This is a genomic window from Neobacillus driksii (assembly GCF_013409995.1).
GTDB classification, from domain to species: domain Bacteria; phylum Bacillota; class Bacilli; order Bacillales; family Cytobacillaceae; genus Neobacillus; species Neobacillus driksii.
In genome coordinates this window covers 21131-38863 of sequence record NZ_JACCBX010000007.1, presented here as the reverse complement: position 1 = coordinate 38863, position 17733 = coordinate 21131, and the positions used below count along the sequence as shown (strand labels likewise).

The 17733-nt window shown below is 37.4% G+C and carries 19 protein-coding genes; 6 read left to right on the top strand and 13 right to left on the bottom strand.

What is annotated here, in order from left to right; genetic code table 11:
* Position 1: 1 nt before the first annotated feature.
* The 4 genes from F4694_RS16305 to F4694_RS16290 all read right to left on the bottom strand — a co-directional run bounded on the left by F4694_RS16305 (position 2) and on the right by F4694_RS16290 (position 4146).
* The gene (locus F4694_RS16305) at positions 2–1210 is read right to left on the bottom strand and encodes an exonuclease SbcCD subunit D (RefSeq protein ID WP_179599837.1); all 1209 of its coding nucleotides are present in this window, start codon (positions 1208–1210) and stop codon (positions 2–4) included.
* Positions 1211–1425: 215 nt separating this feature from the next.
* Entirely contained in the window at positions 1426–1626 is a 201-nt protein-coding gene (locus tag F4694_RS16300; protein WP_007083969.1) for a cold-shock protein, read from the bottom strand.
* 392 nt (positions 1627–2018) lie between these two features.
* The gene (locus tag F4694_RS16295; protein ID WP_179599835.1) at positions 2019–2375 is read right to left on the bottom strand and encodes an ArsR/SmtB family transcription factor; all 357 of its coding nucleotides are present in this window, start codon (positions 2373–2375) and stop codon (positions 2019–2021) included.
* Positions 2376–2397: 22 nt separating this feature from the next.
* Positions 2398–4146 carry a SulP family inorganic anion transporter gene (locus F4694_RS16290; protein ID WP_179599833.1) on the bottom strand — a complete coding sequence of 583 codons (1749 nt, stop codon included), beginning with the start codon at positions 4144–4146 and terminating at the stop codon, positions 2398–2400.
* A 723-nt stretch (positions 4147–4869) separates the two neighbouring features.
* Here F4694_RS16290 and F4694_RS16285 point away from each other — a divergent pair.
* Positions 4870–5661 carry a TIGR00266 family protein gene (locus F4694_RS16285; protein ID WP_179599831.1) on the top strand — a complete coding sequence of 264 codons (792 nt, stop codon included), beginning with the start codon at positions 4870–4872 and terminating at the stop codon, positions 5659–5661.
* 45 nt (positions 5662–5706) lie between these two features.
* On the opposite strand, the gene F4694_RS16280 is transcribed toward F4694_RS16285, so the two are convergent.
* The 6 genes from F4694_RS16280 to F4694_RS16255 all read right to left on the bottom strand — a co-directional run bounded on the left by F4694_RS16280 (position 5707) and on the right by F4694_RS16255 (position 10803).
* Positions 5707–7257 (bottom strand): ATP-binding protein, encoded by a 1551-nt coding sequence (locus tag F4694_RS16280; protein WP_218895697.1) that lies wholly within the window; start codon positions 7255–7257, stop codon positions 5707–5709.
* Positions 7258–7482: 225 nt separating this feature from the next.
* Entirely contained in the window at positions 7483–7974 is a 492-nt protein-coding gene (locus F4694_RS16275) for a DinB family protein (RefSeq protein ID WP_179599829.1), read from the bottom strand.
* A gap of 58 nt (positions 7975–8032) precedes the next feature.
* Positions 8033–9493, bottom strand: coding sequence for a DUF4153 domain-containing protein (locus F4694_RS16270; protein ID WP_179599827.1), 1461 nt, complete (start codon positions 9491–9493; stop codon positions 8033–8035).
* A gap of 71 nt (positions 9494–9564) precedes the next feature.
* The gene (locus tag F4694_RS16265) at positions 9565–10203 is read right to left on the bottom strand and encodes an HAAS signaling domain-containing protein (RefSeq protein ID WP_179599825.1); all 639 of its coding nucleotides are present in this window, start codon (positions 10201–10203) and stop codon (positions 9565–9567) included.
* Positions 10184–10531, bottom strand: coding sequence for a PadR family transcriptional regulator (locus tag F4694_RS16260; RefSeq protein ID WP_179599823.1), 348 nt, complete (start codon positions 10529–10531; stop codon positions 10184–10186). Before F4694_RS16260 ends, F4694_RS16265 begins: the two co-directional genes overlap by 20 nt.
* A 104-nt stretch (positions 10532–10635) precedes the next feature.
* Positions 10636–10803, bottom strand: coding sequence for a hypothetical protein (locus F4694_RS16255; RefSeq protein WP_179599821.1), 168 nt, complete (start codon positions 10801–10803; stop codon positions 10636–10638).
* 111 nt (positions 10804–10914) lie between these two features.
* Between F4694_RS16255 and F4694_RS16250 the strand changes: the two genes are divergently transcribed.
* The 5 genes from F4694_RS16250 (at position 10915) to F4694_RS16230 (ending at position 14089) form a co-directional block, all read left to right on the top strand.
* Positions 10915–11121 carry a methionine aminopeptidase gene (locus F4694_RS16250; protein ID WP_179599819.1) on the top strand — a complete coding sequence of 69 codons (207 nt, stop codon included), beginning with the start codon at positions 10915–10917 and terminating at the stop codon, positions 11119–11121.
* Positions 11122–11289: 168 nt separating this feature from the next.
* Positions 11290–12303 (top strand): aspartate--ammonia ligase, encoded by a 1014-nt coding sequence (gene asnA, locus F4694_RS16245; RefSeq protein WP_179599817.1) that lies wholly within the window; start codon positions 11290–11292, stop codon positions 12301–12303.
* 82 nt (positions 12304–12385) lie between these two features.
* Positions 12386–12739, top strand: coding sequence for a hypothetical protein (locus F4694_RS16240; protein ID WP_179599815.1), 354 nt, complete (start codon positions 12386–12388; stop codon positions 12737–12739).
* Positions 12740–12951: 212 nt separating this feature from the next.
* Entirely contained in the window at positions 12952–13728 is a 777-nt protein-coding gene (locus tag F4694_RS16235) for a LysM peptidoglycan-binding domain-containing protein (protein ID WP_179599813.1), read from the top strand.
* Positions 13706–14089 carry a polysaccharide deacetylase family protein gene (locus tag F4694_RS16230; protein ID WP_179599811.1) on the top strand — a complete coding sequence of 128 codons (384 nt, stop codon included), beginning with the start codon at positions 13706–13708 and terminating at the stop codon, positions 14087–14089. The genes F4694_RS16235 and F4694_RS16230 overlap by 23 nt, the downstream gene beginning before the upstream one ends.
* 117 nt (positions 14090–14206) lie before the next feature.
* Here the strand turns inward: F4694_RS16230 and aspA are convergent, their stop codons facing one another.
* The 3 genes from aspA to F4694_RS16215 form a co-directional block, all read right to left on the bottom strand.
* Positions 14207–15631 (bottom strand): aspartate ammonia-lyase, encoded by a 1425-nt coding sequence (aspA, locus tag F4694_RS16225; RefSeq protein ID WP_179599809.1) that lies wholly within the window; start codon positions 15629–15631, stop codon positions 14207–14209.
* A 119-nt stretch (positions 15632–15750) separates the two neighbouring features.
* Positions 15751–16635, bottom strand: coding sequence for a YitT family protein (locus F4694_RS16220; RefSeq protein ID WP_179599807.1), 885 nt, complete (start codon positions 16633–16635; stop codon positions 15751–15753).
* Between the two features lie 178 nt (positions 16636–16813).
* Positions 16814–17731: a 5-oxoprolinase subunit C family protein gene (locus F4694_RS16215; protein WP_257029270.1), complete on the bottom strand. Its 918-nt coding sequence runs from the start codon at positions 17729–17731 to the stop codon at positions 16814–16816.
* Positions 17732–17733 lie beyond the last annotated feature (2 nt).

Below are 17733 nucleotides of genomic sequence, written 5' to 3'. Positions count from 1 at the left end.
CCTACTCTTTCTGATTGGTTGCGACTGTAACCATTTCTTTCGAAGGTTTAACAGGCTGTTCACTATCCTTTAGTAGAAGCTCCTGAAGGACTCCTAAGAAAATCGTTTCTGCTTCCTCATTTAAAGCTGTTCCTTTTACTTCCTGGTAAAAAGCTTTAAATAGGGATAGATCGTCCATTTTTGTTCTAGCTACTTTTTTCGTACTTGCACCATCAGTTTCGATAGGAGTTTTGATTACACGTTCGACATGCATCGCATTTGGATAAACGGAACGAACTTTCTCCATCGGCATAAGTATTGGGGTTTCATCTAATAACCGAACAAATACATAATCTTCATTCGTAGGTTGCTTTAACAGCTCTTCCATTTTCGCTTCAACCGTTCTCATATCACGAGCGGGTTTTAGTAAACGTTTTTCAAGTGTAACCTTACCAGTACCATCCATTTCCACGACAAAGAATCCTTTCTTATGCTTTTCCTCTGAAATGGAATATTTAAGTGGTGAACCTGCATAATTGATTGTTTCATTCAAAACAAAATGGGCTTGGTGCAGATGACCTAATGCCGTATAGTGAAATTTTTCAAAATGTGCTGCACTAACATGCTCCGCCCCGCCAATCGAGAGTGGACGTTCCGATTGGCTAGTATTGTCCTCTTTTTCTCCCGTTGGGGTTACAAACGCATGTCCCACAAAAACGTGTCGGACATTGGGATCCATTTTCGCTGCAATCTCATCTGTAATTTTTTTCATCGCATCATTATGAGTCTTAATTTCCTCATCTTCAAACACGTATCGAATTACACTTGGGTCTGCATAGGGTATTAAATGAAAATGTACCTCTCCATACTCATCCCTAAGCACAACCGGGTCTAGGTCCTTGGATATCTGACCTACCATATGATATCCGTTCGACTTCATCATCTTGCTGCCAAAATGAAGACGGCTTGGACTATCATGATTCCCTGCAATAGCCAATACAGGTGTGTTCAGTTTCAATACAATCGTCTCAAGAACTTCGTCTAATAAATTCACAGCCTCTGTTGGGGGTACCCCGCGATCATACAAATCACCAGCAATAATCACTGCATCTGGCTTTTCTTCTTCAATAGCTTTGACGAATTCCTGAAGAACATGGCGCTGATCTTCCGTCATATACACATTTTGAACCAACTTACCTAAGTGCCAGTCAGCAGTATGGAAAAACTTCATTAGACTTGTCCCCTTTTTTGTTTAATAGTTTTATTGGCAGAATTGTTTCTCTTCACGAATCTTTTTTCTCAATACTACTATTATAGCAAAATACCATCTTTTGCGAGGTTGGAAATCATAGAAATAACAGGTAATACTGGGCGGAGTTTTTTTGGTTTAAACGCAAAAAACAGCCCGACGCTTTGGTCGGGCTGTTAAATCATTGGCTTCATAAATTACTTTTTAGTTACGTTAGCAGCTTGTGGTCCACGAGCACCTTCAACAACTTCGAAAGATACTTCTTGACCTTCTTCTAAAGTTTTGAAACCTTCTGTTTGGATAGCGGAATAGTGAACGAATACGTCGTTTCCGTCTTCAGCTTCGATAAATCCGAAACCTTTTTCAGAGTTGAACCATTTTACTTTACCGTTTTTCATGTAAAAAAATCCTCCTATTGGCTTAGATTAAGCCATGTGTAAAATTCACCAAATTACAACGTGATAGCTTTACTTCCACTTTCTTATCCAAACTTCAGTTAAAACTTGAACAAGCTTTGTTACATAAATCTAATCTCGTGCAACGGCTGTCTAAAATTTAACATTTTTTCAGGTGAACGTCAATAAAGTACTATAGACAAAAGCCTACAAAATTCGAGGTTTACAAGGCAATCTCACTATATTTTCACCTTACTTTTCATGATGATTTCTGTTCGGATTCGTAACCAAAACCTGGTTTCTATCAATCTTGCCAATTTTACATTTAATATCTTTGAAGACATCTTTAATGAGTAATTCTAAACCTTAAAATTAACATAAAAACGCCGAGAATGTTATTTCTTCGGCGTGGTCATGACTTCTTCATCCTCGTCTCTAAACTTATCTAATATAGTAATCGTGTCAACTAAATGATTATTAAAAATCTGACGAGCTACTGCTAAAAGTTCGACTATCATGGGGTCTTTAAGCGTATATATGACTTTGTTTCCTTCCTTTGTACCAGAGACAATATTCTTTGCTCTTAGTATAGTTAACTGCTGTGAAACAGCAGAACCTTCACTGCCAACCAGGGTTTGAATTTCGTTTACATTTTTGTCCCCTTCTGCTAACAGCTCTAATATGCGGATCCTCAAGGGATGTGCAAGTGCTTTGAAGAATTCCGCTTTAAATTGCTGCATTTCAAGATTCAATCCATCCACTTCCTTAATTTATCTAGTAAGTAGCCGAGAGCTTCTGTTTGCTGCTATCCAAAACTTCGGAAGCTGAAAGCCTCTTACATTCTTTAAATACGAAGTGTTTACAGCCGAGACATTTATTTTGCTCTAACTGCGATAACGCAAATTGAATGGCGTCACCAGTATGTTCAAAGAAATGTTCCTGACCAATCACTTCATATAAGCCGGTACTTACCAAAACATTTTTAGGCTGTTCGTTTATTCCCGATATAATAACTATACCATTTTTTGAAAAATGGGACACAATACTAGCCAAATTTGCCTCACCCGTCGTATCCATAAATGGTACCCTGCTCATCCGTAATAACAAAATCTTTGGTCGATAGTTAATCGTATTCATAATCGATGTTTCAAACGTCTGTGCTGCGCCAAAGAATAATGGACCTTCTACATTATAGATACTGATTTGAGGACAATCGTGTGACTCTGATACCATTTCCGACACGACCTTTGCATGTTTATGCATAGGGTTTGGTAAAGCCTTTGCGGTAATCATCAAATCACTCATTCTCTTCGTGAATAATACCGCCGCCATAATCAAACCAACTTCGACTGCCGTTGTTAAATTCACAAAAACCGTTAATAAAAAGGTCACCACTAAAACAAGCGAATCTGTAGATTTTGTTTTTAATATATGTGCAAATACCTTCCGTTCACTCATATTCCATGCCACAACCATTAAGATTGGTGCCATGCTGGCAAGCGGAATATAAGATGCAAACGGAGCAAAAAATAGTAACACAAGTAAAACTACAACCCCGTGTATAATACCAGATAACGGTGAAACGGCACCATTTTTTATATTCGTCGCTGTTCTGGCAATGGCTCCTGTCGCAGGAATACCTCCAAAAAGCGGAGTAATCATATTAGCAATCCCCTGCCCTATAAGTTCCTTGTTGCTATTATGCTTGCTATTGGTCATGCCATCAGCAACCACCGCTGAGAGCAATGATTCAATCCCGCCGAGCATCGCAATAACAAACGATGGTTTTAAGAGAGTTATAATCATCTCAAAGTTTAAATCAGGTATTTGCAGCTTTGGCAATGTACTAGGAATCTCCCCATAAGCTGTGCCGATTGTTGCAACCTGATTGGGAAAGAACAAGGTTGCAATTATAGTTGAAACCATTAACCCAATTAATGGTCCAGGAACCTTTGGAGCGATTTTAGGAGTCAAAAGAATCACAGCTAAGCAAATAACTGCAATTAAAATGCTGTAAAAGTTAATACTATTCATGTTGATAACAATTTCTTTTACATTATTAATAAATTCCTCATGTTTCTTAATACCCGTCAACCCTAGGAAACTAGCAATCTGTCCGGTAAAAATAGTGATCGCTATCCCTGTTGTAAATCCAATCGTTACTGGCCTTGGAATGAATTTAATCAATGATCCAAGTTTAAAGATTCCCATTAAGAGCAGCATGATTCCAGCTAAAAAGCCTGCAATCAACAGATTTTCATACCCGTATGTCATAACGATTCCAAATAGAATCGGAATGAACGCACCTGTTGGACCGCCAATTTGATACTTCGATCCTCCTAAAAGAGAAATGAGAATCCCGGCAACAATTGTTGTGTAGATTCCATATTCCGGCTTCACCCCTGAAGCAATTGCGAAGGCCATTCCAAGTGGTATGGCAATAACACCGACAATTAGTCCTGAAAGGACATCTTTTGGTACATTACGTAAGGAATATTGTTGGAATCTCTTGTCACTAAACATATGAACGAACCCTTCTTATCTTATAAATTTGTATATCTGATTATTTGAATATAGTGTAATACAGATTAATAATCAAGACATTTGTTAAAAAAAAAATTTCCAGTTGTGTTATCGACCCTTCCTGTGTTATATTAATTGAGCGATGAGCTGAGTTGTGTAAGTCGAGAAACATTCCTTTATGGAGCGCACTATGTGGAGTGTGGTTTTTCGCCTCAATACGCAAAAAGACGTCTTGCTATATGCAGACGTCTTTTTTTATGTATAGGATTGTTATTCGGTCACTCATGATCTTCATGAGTGACCGTTTTTTTATTTCTAATAAGATTTCGGGCTCTCATCGTCTTCATGAGTGACCGTTTTTTCATATCTAACAAGATTTCGGGCTCTCATCGCCTTCATGAGTGACCGTTTTTTCATATCTAACAAGATTTAGGGGCTCTCATCGCCTTCATGTGTGACCGTTTTTTCATATCTAACAAGATTTCGGGCTCTCATCGTCTTCATGAGTGACCGTTTTTTCATATCTAACAAGATTTCGGGCTCTCATCGCCTTTATAAGTGACCTCTTTTTTATTTTTAACCTGATATCGGGCTCTCATTCCCTTCTAAGTGACCAGACGAGTTATTGTATACATAAAGTTATGTGATGGGCCCTACCAAAATTGGCACTTTTTTCCTATTTCTATTAAAATAGATTTATAAAGGATTAGGAGGGATATTATCATGAATAACCATGAAATTGATTACAAAATTTATGGGGATGATATGCAATTTGTTGAAGTGGAACTTGATCCGCAAGAAACAGTTATTGCTGAAGCAGGAAGCTTTATGATGATGGAAGATGAAATACATATGGAAACGATATTTGGGGATGGGCCTGGTACTTCTGGCGGCGGCCTGATGGGGAAATTCTTTAGTGCCGGTAAACGGGTTATTACCGGAGAAAGCTTATTCATGACTGCCTTTACAAATCAAGGTCATGGCAAGAAACATGTTTCCTTTGCATCACCTTATCCTGGTAAAATCATCCCAATGGACTTAAGTGAACTCGGAGGAAAAATTATCTGCCAAAAGGACGCTTTCCTTGCGGCAGCCAAAGGAGTTTCTGTTGGAATTGAATTTCAGCGAAAAATTGGTGCTGGATTCTTCGGAGGCGAAGGCTTCATCATGCAAAAGCTTGAAGGAGATGGACTTGCTTTTGTTCATGCAGGTGGGACCATTACAAAAAAGGAACTACTTCCAGGTCAGACCTTAAGAGTGGATACCGGATGTTTAGTAGCTATGACAAGTGGAGTCGAATATAATATCGAAATGGTTAAGGGAGTAAAAACAGCGCTTTTCGGCGGCGAGGGTTTATTTTTTGCGACACTAAGAGGTCCTGGTTCGGTTTGGATTCAGTCCCTGCCATTTAGTCGACTTGCCAGCCGCGTCTTTGCAGCTGCACCTCACCGCGGCGGAGGAAAAGATGAAGGCAGCATCGCAAGAGGAATTTTTGATATGTTCAATGGCGATTAACATTGGTTACCGGAAAAGGGCAGAATCCATTCTGCCCTTTTTATTTTAGAGCCTATGTTCCCCTAGGTAATCAGATAGCGCCACCTGTAAGGTCCCCTTTAACTCGGCGACGTGCTCAAAAGTAACCCCCGAGTTAATAACAAGCTTAACAATTTCTGGCCGAAGTCCAGTTATAACCGTCTTACACCCCATCATCGAGACACCATTAATAATCCGGATAAGATGCTGAATGACTTCAATCTCCATCACTGCTGCACCGGAAAGATCTAATATTAACGTATGAATATGTGAGTTACCAATTTCCGTGATCAATTTATCTTCAATGGTACTTGCTCTAAAACTATCAATTGCCCCAATCAACGGCAGGATACTGATATCACGTGAGATGGGAATAATGGGTACAGACAAATTCTCCAAAAGTTTTCTCTGTGCATCCAACAATTCATCTTTGTACCGGCTATATTGGATAAAAAATGAATTCAAAAATTGGTCAAATTGACGATTGATGTTTTTTTCCAATGTAAAATAAAACTCTGAAGAATGATCATTATTTTTATTGATATCAAAATTATAGAGAAAATCCCACACAGTTCTTCTGATCGCTTGTATCCATTCCAATTTAAATGCAATGGTTAATGAGTATTTTGCCCAAGCTATCCCTTCCTGTTTTGCAAAAGAAATTAATTCATGTTCACGTTCCTCTACGATCAATAACACGAGTCTATGTGCGTTACTTAATAGATTAATATTTCCAATTCTATGTATCTCATCAATCTTATTTTTCACATTTATGGCTTCTTCAAGTAGTCTATTCTCAAAAATATCCTTATTTGCTAAGAAATATTCCTTGATGGATAACGTTTCTTCATAGGTCAAATTCAACTGTTTTACACCTCTATTTTTCGAGTCATTACGAACAGGTATTCTTAAGGTAAATTTTGTTCCTTTATTCACTTCACTCTCGACATTTATTCTGCCGCCATGCTGATAAACGGTAGAAAACACTTGGGTTAATCCCATCCCCGTACCGAGGTCCTTAGTTGAAAAAAACGGTGTACCCAGTAATGATAATTTTTCATTAGGAATTCCGACTCCCGTATCTTCAATACATACCACTACTTCATTTCCTTCAGCAAAATGCCTGATCGTTAATGAACCAGATTCATTCATTGACTCCAATGCATTTTTAATTAGATTAAAAAATGCCTTTTTAAACTGATTTTTTTTACCATATATCGGTGTATTTGTATCATAGTGACTTGTATTTATTTGAATATCATATATTTTATCTTGAAATAAATTCAAGATTGATTCTAGCTCGACTGCTATAAGAAACGTTTGGGGTTCCTCATTCTCTTGATCGGGTTTAGAAACCTGAAGAAGATCATTCAATGTTGTTAATGCATTCTCCAATTCTAATTGAGCAATATTAATATACTCAGGATTACTATCATGCTCAAGCAATTGCAAAAACCCTTTAACAGCCGTTAATGGATTACGAACTTCATGAGCAATACCTGCGGCAATTTGACCAACTGATGCCAGTTGCGTTAGATGCTTTTCACTTTGACATTGTATGGGATTTGATACTTTCAACGTAACAATTCCTCTCTCTTAATAGATTTTCTAGCAGCTTGCTAGTTGAAATTATTATTTTGTCTCTCTAATCAAAAATATTAACAAAATATTCGAAAAATAGACAGGTCATAAATCACTAGAATATTACCTGAAAAAGGAAATAGCCATATACTTTGGAGATACAAAGAACTATTTTGCAAAAACTTAACAATAAAAAAGTACAGCCGGTTTGGCTGCACTAAATTAACTTACTCCTTGTTCCTTGCTCCAAGAACCTTGCATTTTTCGAATCGTAACAATTTGCCCGATATGATAAGCGTTATGAAGGGTGATACTAGATAATGATTCTAACCATGTTTCCTTCGATTGCTCGCTAATATATTCATCAAACTTCGAATCTTCACTTTTCAGAACCGTTTCTATCCAATCTGTCATTACCTGATTAAATTTTTGTAAAACCTGCTCCCATTCATACTCTTTTAAATAGGTAAAAGTGCTATCATTATTACCTTCCAATTTAGGGTTTTCACCGTTTTTAAAACGGTTCAAGAACCGTTGATTCCAAAAAACCAAATGACTAATAATTTCCCAAATAGAATTCTCACAATCAGATTTTTTCCATAAGGCCTGCTCAGGCGTTAATCCGGCCACTGCTTTTTCAAACGATACAAACCAATGGCTCTTTTTATGACAACAAAGGAATTGTTCGAGTAATACATCTTTGCGATTCATCATGCATTTCTCCTCAATAATTTTTTATACCTTTTATTTCGACCAAATCTGTCAATAACCTTTATTCCAAATGTAGTTTTTTTAGTTCCTCATTTGCTTGAATTCTTTTTAGGTTATAGGATTGCCATGGGGTCGTGTTCAGATTTGCTTCGTTCTGTCTCTCTAGTAAAATATTTCTTAAGTCCGGAAGCTGAGGATTTTTTTCATATAACTCGTTTAACCCCAAGATACCTGTGTAAGATAAACTATTTAAATAATGAACATCAATTTTCCCGCTTTGTTCATAGCGTTCAATGTTCTTTGTTACAATAATCTGCTCAACATTAATGACGTTCATCAGAGTGTAATAAAGCAAGGCACTAATAAAATAAAAGTGGAATAATGAAAGTTTTTCAATCCAAATTTTTATCAATGTATACATGAAAATGACCACAAGAAAAATCATAAACGAGTGCGCCATTACCCGGATAAAAGTAAACCCATAGGCTTCTTCATACATGCTTAACCGCAAGAAAGCTGAACTTAATAACACTGCACTGGCCAAGACAAGTGCCGTGAGCATGACTTGCATAAATCTTTTAATTAAGCCTGCCGCCCGATCAACAAAGGTTAAAACGAGAATCGTAATGGTAAGGTTGATGAGTGTGACAAATAATAATTCAAAGAATCCTTTTCTTGCATATTCTGCATAGGTGAAATCGCCCTGCAATGTTCCGCTAAAAAAGTATTTAAATTGGACAACCGTAAAGAGAACATATACGGCGTTTATTAAAACAAGGACAGTAATCGTGATGATGGCGTCCATTCTGAACCATTGTTTATCAGAATTATGAATAACGGCATTGATTTGTTTTTGGATAAGAGTCTGCAAGAAACTAAAGAATGCAAAGGTAAAGAACAATACAACAAGTATTCTAGCTACTATTTCACCGTCAAGCATGTCAAACCACTGTGGAATATCCCCCATTAGTCTTTCAAATTCTGTATCTGCTGACATCAGTAACATTAAAACGACAAACAAAACTGGGAGGGAAATCAAAATGCCAATCCCTACTTTTTTCCACACTTGAAACCTACTTTCCTCTATTCCTTGTTTAAAAAACTTTCCAATATATGATGCAAAAACGAAATTATATTTTAAAGAAGCCACGAATTTTGAAAACAAGTAAGAAATAAAGGCTAGTTTGTTCCAACGAATATTTTTTTTGCCTGTAATCACGACCAGATGAAATATTACAAGAGCTGGAATCCCAAAGATATTCAAAGCATAAAAGAAAAGATTATCATTAATAAAATAGCCTGCTGCCAAAAGCCAGATACAGATCAGGACGAGATATCCGAACCGCTGGTGAGAGTAAGAAAATCCTCGGAAACGGTAAAAAAACAACGCGTAAAAAGCGGTTAAAAAAACCAGGTAGGATATCCCAATCTCGGCTCGAAAAAACGCTTCCTCCGCGATAATTCCTACAACAATACACATGAATAAAAACAACCAATCATTTTTGCCGAATTTTAATTCCATAAACCATCATACCTCCTCATAGAATTTCTATATACATAGTTTTACTATGTATATAGGTAAAAAAAAGCTGCTTATATCGATGCCTTTCTCCCCCACCGATATCCAAGCCAACTAATTGGATATAAGAGGATGGTCAAAATGATACAAGCAATAATAAATGTTTTCGTTAAAAGCGGTTCGAACCAAGAGTGGGGAATGATTTCAAATACAGTTAAGACCATTAACATCAGATTTGGAATAAGTGACAGTAAAAAAGTCTTCTTTAGCAGTGTTCTTCCTCCGTGGCCAAAGCCTTTCCCTATTTCGTAGCCGAGCAGCGCCCAAAAAAACATGTAGATGAAAGCGATTATTGATGGGATTGCCGTTAAATGCCTCCAAACCATAGAAAGCCAATTCCACTGAAATAAATTATGAAAAAGCGTCAATAGGCTCCCACCGCCAAAAAAGAAAATATTCATTAAGATAAAAAGCCATTTCATATTACTCGGAGTAACAGAAAGTTCCTGTTTCCACAGAGACGCTATTTCCTCAGGGCTGCCTAATCTCGAAATAATTCGTTCCATTAACTCATTTTCATTACTACAGCCATAGGATTCAAGAAGAATTTCTTCAATATGTGTTTCATATTCCAAGAGAATACCCTTTTTATCTTCATGATTACCAAGCCTGTGATCCAGTTCTTCTAAAAACTTATTCTTCGGCCGTTCCATGCTTTGGTCTCCCTATTACCTTGTTCATTACCTTCACAAAATCCTGCCATTCACGGGTTTTTTCATTTAAGACTTCTTTTCCCGCATCCGTAATCGTGTAATATTTACGTGCAGGACCCTTCTCCTGCTCAACCCAATAGCATTCAATATACTCTTGTTTTTCAAGCTTGTGCAGTGCCGGATATAATGTACCCTCTTTAACACTTAGGTCATTATCACTTCGTTGTTCTAATTCCTTTACCAATTCATAACCGTACATATCTCTTTCATTTAGTAATTGAAGCAAGATTAAGGATGTACTACCTTTTACCAATTCACGATTAAACATGTTTTCACCTACCTAGAATTATTAGGTACATAGAAATTCTACACTATCAAAATAAATTTGTAAAATAAAAAAAAGTGACGATTTTATTATCGCCACTATTATCGCTATTTCTTTATCTTTTTTTGTTTTTGGATAAACTCGTCACGTTCACCGCCATCGGATAACTCCTCTGAAAACTCATGATTAACACTTTGATCACGGCGCTCAAAAGGTCTAACAATCCTTGCAGGGATATTATTATTAGGCGCTGCTTGTTCATTCCAATCACTCATTTTTATCACCTCACATATATTTTTTGATTGATGGCAAAAAACATACGAGTCTGCGCCTGCATAAATATTCCATTTTTCGACATACTAATTAAAAACAGCGAGGTGAACGAAATGGGTTTAATTAACTCCTTTAACCAGTGGAGGGAAACAAGATATCAAAATCATGTTTCTCATATGAAAGATCAGGACAAATGCCCTGATTGTTATGGGAGAGGCTTTACTGTTTATCCATATAATGAATTTGCTTATTATAACTCTGTGGAATGCCCGGGCTGCCAAGGCAGTGGAGCTTACCCAGATTGGGATCAATTAAGGTAGCGATAAAATCTCTTCACCGAGGTAAATGGTGGAGGGATTTTTTTTTCTAAACTTATGGTAAGGCAATCGTAACTTTGCTATAATTTCAGAATATTCATTTCGTATGTCGTTGATTGTATAAATAATCATCGTTCATTTTAAGTTTTTTTACTGGAGGTTTTTTATAATATGTCGAATTCACTTTCTACAAAACAAGGTTACTCGTCAAAATTAGATTTATTACAAACGGAAGTAGCCATAAAACAAACGAAAGATTTCTTTGAAAGTTCCTTAGCAGGTGCGTTAAATTTAACAAGAGTATCTGCCCCTATCCTTTTAAAATCTGGAAAAGGTTTAAATGATGATTTAAATGGTGTGGAAAGAATGGTTTCTTTTGAAGCTATTGATATTAAGAATGCTAATATAGAAATCGTTCAATCATTAGCAAAATGGAAAAGGATGGCTTTAGCACGGTATGGCTTTGCCTTAGGTGCTGGCCTTTATACCGATATGAATGCCATTAGAAGAGATGAAGTTTTAGATCACTTGCATTCCATTTATGTCGATCAATGGGATTGGGAGAAAATCATTTCAAAAGAACAACGCAACATTGAGACGTTAAAATCAGAAGTTCAAAAAATATATCAAGTTTTTAAAAACACAGAAAAACACTTACACGAGCTTTATCCTGTCCTTACGCCTGTCCTGCCTGAAGAGATTCATTTTATTACCACACAGGAACTGGAAACCATGTACTCTGAGCTTACACCAAAAGAACGAGAAGACAGGATTGCCAAAGAATTTGGTGCCGTGTTTATCATGCAGATTGGCGGTCAGTTACTGTCTGGGGAAAAACATGATGGACGTTCTCCAGATTATGATGATTGGTCCCTAAACGGTGATATTATTTTCTGGTATCCTGAATTAGAACAAGCAATCGAAGTTTCTTCGATGGGGATCCGTGTAGATGAAGATGCGCTGAAAAAGCAATTAAAGATCTCTAACAATGAAGACAGAATGTCCTTAGAATACCATCAAGCTGTTTTAAACCGTGAGCTGCCTTATACCATTGGCGGAGGAATTGGACAATCAAGAATATGTATGTTTTTCCTGAAAAAGGTTCATATCGGCGAGGTTCAGGTTTCTGTATGGAATGATCAAATTTTGGAGGATTGTTCAAAAGCGAACATTACTTTATTGTAAATTTGCTTATCTCGAATAATAAACAGACCTTCTGGAGATTTATAAAGATAGTATGCTTGTATATTTCTCTGGGGGTGCTTTAATGTCTGTTTTTGTTTATCAGACGTTTATTATTAAGCAAGAAAAGTTTAAAGAAGCGATAGAAAATTTAAGAGAGATAAAAAAATTCAGAAATGAAAATTATAACCATCATGTTGAAATTCTTACACCGATTTCTGGTGAAGATCATACGTACGCACTACTATCTACCTATGATGGATTAGGTGAAATGGAATTAGAAAATAAAAGGCTATTTGATGATGAAGAATATTTAGAACTTATTGGTCCATTTTTCCTTGAAAACATCAAAGAAGGAAGCATGTATACGCAGATATACCGAGGATTAAGTGATAAAAAGAGTGACAAACAGGACGATAAAAAGAAAAGCGAGAAATAACATATATAACCGCATGGTGAAAATCACTGTGCGGTTATTTTATTTTTTATTATCCCGTGTCATCTGCCTAACTTTTTTCATATGTTATAGTTAAAGCAGATATAAATACCTATTACTTTATTCCCCCTATTCTAATCCATTTGAAGCTGCCTTCACTAATGATTCTACACTTGAATTCAGCTCCCTAATTAGGTTAAAAAGGGGGAATTTTAATGACTGGAATACTAATGATTTTAACTGTTTTGTTATTTTCATTATTTTTTGGATTAGGAATCGTTTCGCATTTCCAAAAGTCTCGCGGGAAGTGGATATACCTTACATTATCAGCAATAACTTTTTTTCCATTGGTTTTTATGCTCTTTTTTCTTGATTGGAACATATCGGAGCCAGGGAATAAAAATCCCAATTCACCCCAAACTGAGACTCCCGTAAAAAATGATGGTGGAAGTCCTGATAAAGAAAATCCTCCATCAGATGAAGATCCTAAGGTTGAAGAACCTGCTAGTGAAGACCCCGATGCTGACGAGCCAAATGTCGAGAATCCAATTGATCAACCGCCTGCAGAACCAGAAAAAATCATTGTCCCTGACAATGGTACGGTAGAATATAAGGTAGTAAAAGGTGACACCTTATTCTCGATTGCACAGCGTGCGAATTTGACGGTTGAAAAAATCAAACAATGGAATACGTTAACAAGTGACAAAATTATTGTCGGCCAAATCTTGAAGTTATATGGTAAAAATGTGGAACCTCCTCCACCTGCTGACCCGCCAAAGGAAGAAACGCCTCAAAGTACAGCACCATCTGTTATCGTCTCAAATGGCAGCCTTCAGCAAAAAGAAATTGCCCTGACCTTTGACGCTGGAAGTGACGCGATTGGAATCGGAATCTTGGATGTACTGAAAAAACATAATGTTAAAGCAACTTTTTTCCTCACTGGCAGCTGGGCAGATAAATTTCCAAGTTATGCAAAAAGATATAGCAGATGAAGGACATGATATTGGAAACCATACGTACTCCCACCCCGACGCAGTAAAAACGAATTCTAATGTGTTTGTACAGGATATCATCAAAGCAGAGGAAGCGATTAAAAGGGCTACAGGGGTGACGCCAAAGCCTTATTTCCGCTTTCCTTTTGGTTCCTACAATGCAGATGCACTAAAAGCTGTTGGGGGTGCGGGATATCCATACAGCATCCAATGGACCATTGATACAATTGATTGGCAGCAGCCTGCTGTTGAGGTGATTGTTTCGAGAATTCAAACAGGAGCTAGTAACGGAGACATCATTCTTATGCATATTGGCGGAATTAATACTCCTGAGGCCGTTGATAGGTCATACCGATTTTAAAATCAATGGGTTATAACTTGGTTACCTTAACAGAATTACTGGACTTATAAAAAAAATAAGGGTACCCCAACGCAATGGGTACCCTTTCTCACGTTTATTCTTTATCTCATATAACTCTTAATCCCTATCTAGTAGTTCTTCGCCAGCAATCCCTGGCTCAGTCATTTCATAGACATTTAAAATAATATCTAATTCCTCTTCTGTTAAGACATCATATTGCAAACATAATTCACGTACAGATTTCCCGGTAATGACAGCTTCACGTGCAATTCGTGCTGCCACCTCATAACCAAGGTGTGGATTCACTGCAGTAATAATCCCTACACTCTTGTCCACATATTCCTTTAAACGCTCTTCATTTGCTTCAATGCCGACTAAGCAATGATCAGTAAAGACACGGAATCCATTGTTCATAATACTAATTGATTGAAGCAGGTTAAAAACTAAAACAGGCTCCATTACATTTAGCTCTAATTGACCAGCCTCGGAAGCAAGACAAATGGTGTGGTCATTCCCAATTACCTGAAAGGCAATCTGATTGATTAATTCAGGCATAACTGGATTTACTTTTCCAGGCATAATCGACGAACCTGGCTGACGAGCAGGCAAACGAATTTCTCCGAGACCTGCGCGTGGGCCTGATGCCATTAAACGAAGGTCATTTGCTATTTTTGACATATTCATCATGCAAACTTTAAGTGCAGCTGAAACTTCTGTATAGGCGTCTGTATTTTGAGTGGCATCCACGAGATGCTCCGCATTTACAAGTGGGAAACCGCTAATTTCAGCAAGCTGTTTAACCACATCTTTAATATATTTAGGGTCTGCATTTAATCCTGTTCCTACTGCAGTAGCTCCCATATTCACTTCCAATAAATGCTCCCGTGTATGCTTAATCCGATTAATATCACGAGTCAGCACCCGAGAGTATGCTTCAAATTCTTGTCCAAGACGGATTGGAACTGCATCTTGAAGATGAGTACGTCCCATCTTAATGACCTTCTCAAACTGGACTGCTTTTTGTTTAAAGACTTTTTGCATATTATCCATTGTAATCAGTAAGTTTTCTAATAACGTTAGTGTAGAAATATGTATTGCAGTTGGGAATACATCATTAGTAGATTGTGACATATTTACATGTGTGTTTGGACTCAAATGAAAATAATCACCTTTTGCGTGACCAAGTAATTCAAGTCCTCGGTTAGCAATGACTTCATTCATATTCATGTTCATCGATGTACCCGCCCCGCCTTGAATCGGATCCACGATAAATTGATCATTCCACTTTCCTGCAATAATTTCATCCGCTGCCTTGATGATAACAATTGCCAGGTCTTTGTACAACCTTGTTGTGTTCATATTAGCGATGGCTGCTGCCTTTTTTACCATTGCAAGCGCTTTAATCAGAGACTCATGAATGCGATATCCGGTGATAGGGAAATTCTCTACCGCCCTAATCGTTTGTATCCCATAATACGCATCGACCGGTATTTCTTTTTGTCCTAGGAAATCCTTCTCGATTCTTGTCTTGTTTGTTGACATCCCAATTCATCCTTTTCTCGTAAACTATCGGTTACATATCAACTGTAACATAAAAACTATTGGAAGAGGACAAAAAAATCTCAGGAACTCCGCCCTGAGATTTTCTAAATCGTATGAAACTAATGGATATCCCTCTTCTTAAAACGCCCGCCACGAACTTCGGATATGTCTGCTATTGCCAAGAAGGCATTTGGATCAATTTCCTCAACAATCGTTGTCAGTTTCGATTCTTCTAGTCGAGTGATGATACTGAAAATGACCTTCTTATGGTCACCCGTATAGGCTCCCTCGCCCTTAAGGTATGTTACACCACGGCCTAAACGAGCATTTACGGCATTTCCAATTTCTTCAGCTAAATCGCTGATAATCCAAACTGATTTGGACTCTTCCAAACCTTCAACCACTGTATCAATGGCTTTTGCAGCAATTACGTATGCTAATAAGGAGTACATCGCACGATCAAAACTAAACACAAACCCTGCTGCACCTAAAATAAAGAGGTTGATAAACATAATAATTTGACCAACGGAAAATGGAACCTTTTTGGTTATGACGAGTGATAGAATTTCTGTCCCATCTAAAGCACCGCCAAAGCGAATAACAATTCCAACACCAATTCCTAATATCATACCTCCAAAAATGGTTGCGAGAAGAATATCATCGGTAAAGGCAGGTACTGGGTGAAATAATGTTGTAAACACAGATAAAACGATAATCCCATAGACAGTAGAAATAGCGAAGGTTTTACCCATCTGCTTGTATCCTAAATAAACAAATGGCAGGTTTAAGAGGAATAGAAAGATACCGAGTTCGAGGCCGGTTAGATGAGATAACATAATCGATATACCTGTTACCCCGCCATCAATTACTTTGTTAGGAACTAAAAAGATCTCTAGACCGGTAGCCATTAAAATTGCTCCAAGCGTAATGGCTATCGCTCGAAAGATTTTTTTACTAAGAGGGAGTTTTCGATGTTGTACTATTCCGTTTACTTGTTCTGTCACAAAATCACACCTTATAAAAAATTTATTAATAAAAACCGAATTGGAGAATGAACTTCACTTCTAATTCTCTGACTAGGTTATTATTACCAACTTATGTAGCCTTCATGAATCAAATATAATTACTATGATTATACCATAAATCTATTAAAAAATGAATTCAAGTTCATATTACTAGATATCACCGTGTTAATCTGTATAAAGATTTCAGCCTGTTTCTACTATCAATTAGAAGGTCTTGGGCATTTTGCAGGGAAATCTCCTTGAATCTTACCTTGGTTCCCGGCTGTGCTTGAGCAAGAAGAGGAATATCTACAGAAATCACAGTCCCTATTCTTGAATAACCTCCCGTTGTTTGGTGTTCAGCCATAAGTATGATAGGCTGCCCGCTTGCAGGGACTTGAATTCCACCTAAAGGAATGGCGTCAGATATAATATCTGCCGTACTGCTATGTTCAATTTTGGGACCCGTTAATTGATGTCCCATTCGATTGGATTGAGAAGTAATGGAATATTCTTCATTTAGAAATGTTTTCAGTCCTGCAGTAGTAAATTTTCTAGTATGCGGGCCAACGATCACTCTTACTGTTAGTTTGTTCGTATACTTTGGAATTAGCTGGGTTTGCAAAAATCTATTTCTTCTAGTAAAGGGATTTCCAAAAAGAATATCCCCTTCTTTTAAAGCTCTCCCTTCAAAACCTCCGAATTTTCCCGTTATATACGTTGATTTACTGTTAAGTACAAATGGAACATCAATACCACCTGCAATGCTTATATACGTTCTTACGCCCTCTTTTAGCTCTCCAAACGAAAGGATTTGCCCTTTTTTGATCACAATGCTTTTCCAAAGCGGAACCTCCTGCCCATTTATTTTGGGTGTTAGATTCCCGCCGCAAATCGCAATAGAGACATCATGTAAAGCCATTAAAACTGGTCCAATAAACGGCGCTTCAAGTGCAGCCTCCCCTAAATCGTTACCAACTAATAAATTCCCCATCTGCAAAGAATACGAATCCATGGCCCCTGAAGGGCTGACCCCAAATTCACGGAATCCATACCTTCCAAGGTCTTGTACAGTTGTTTGTAATCCGGATTTCATCA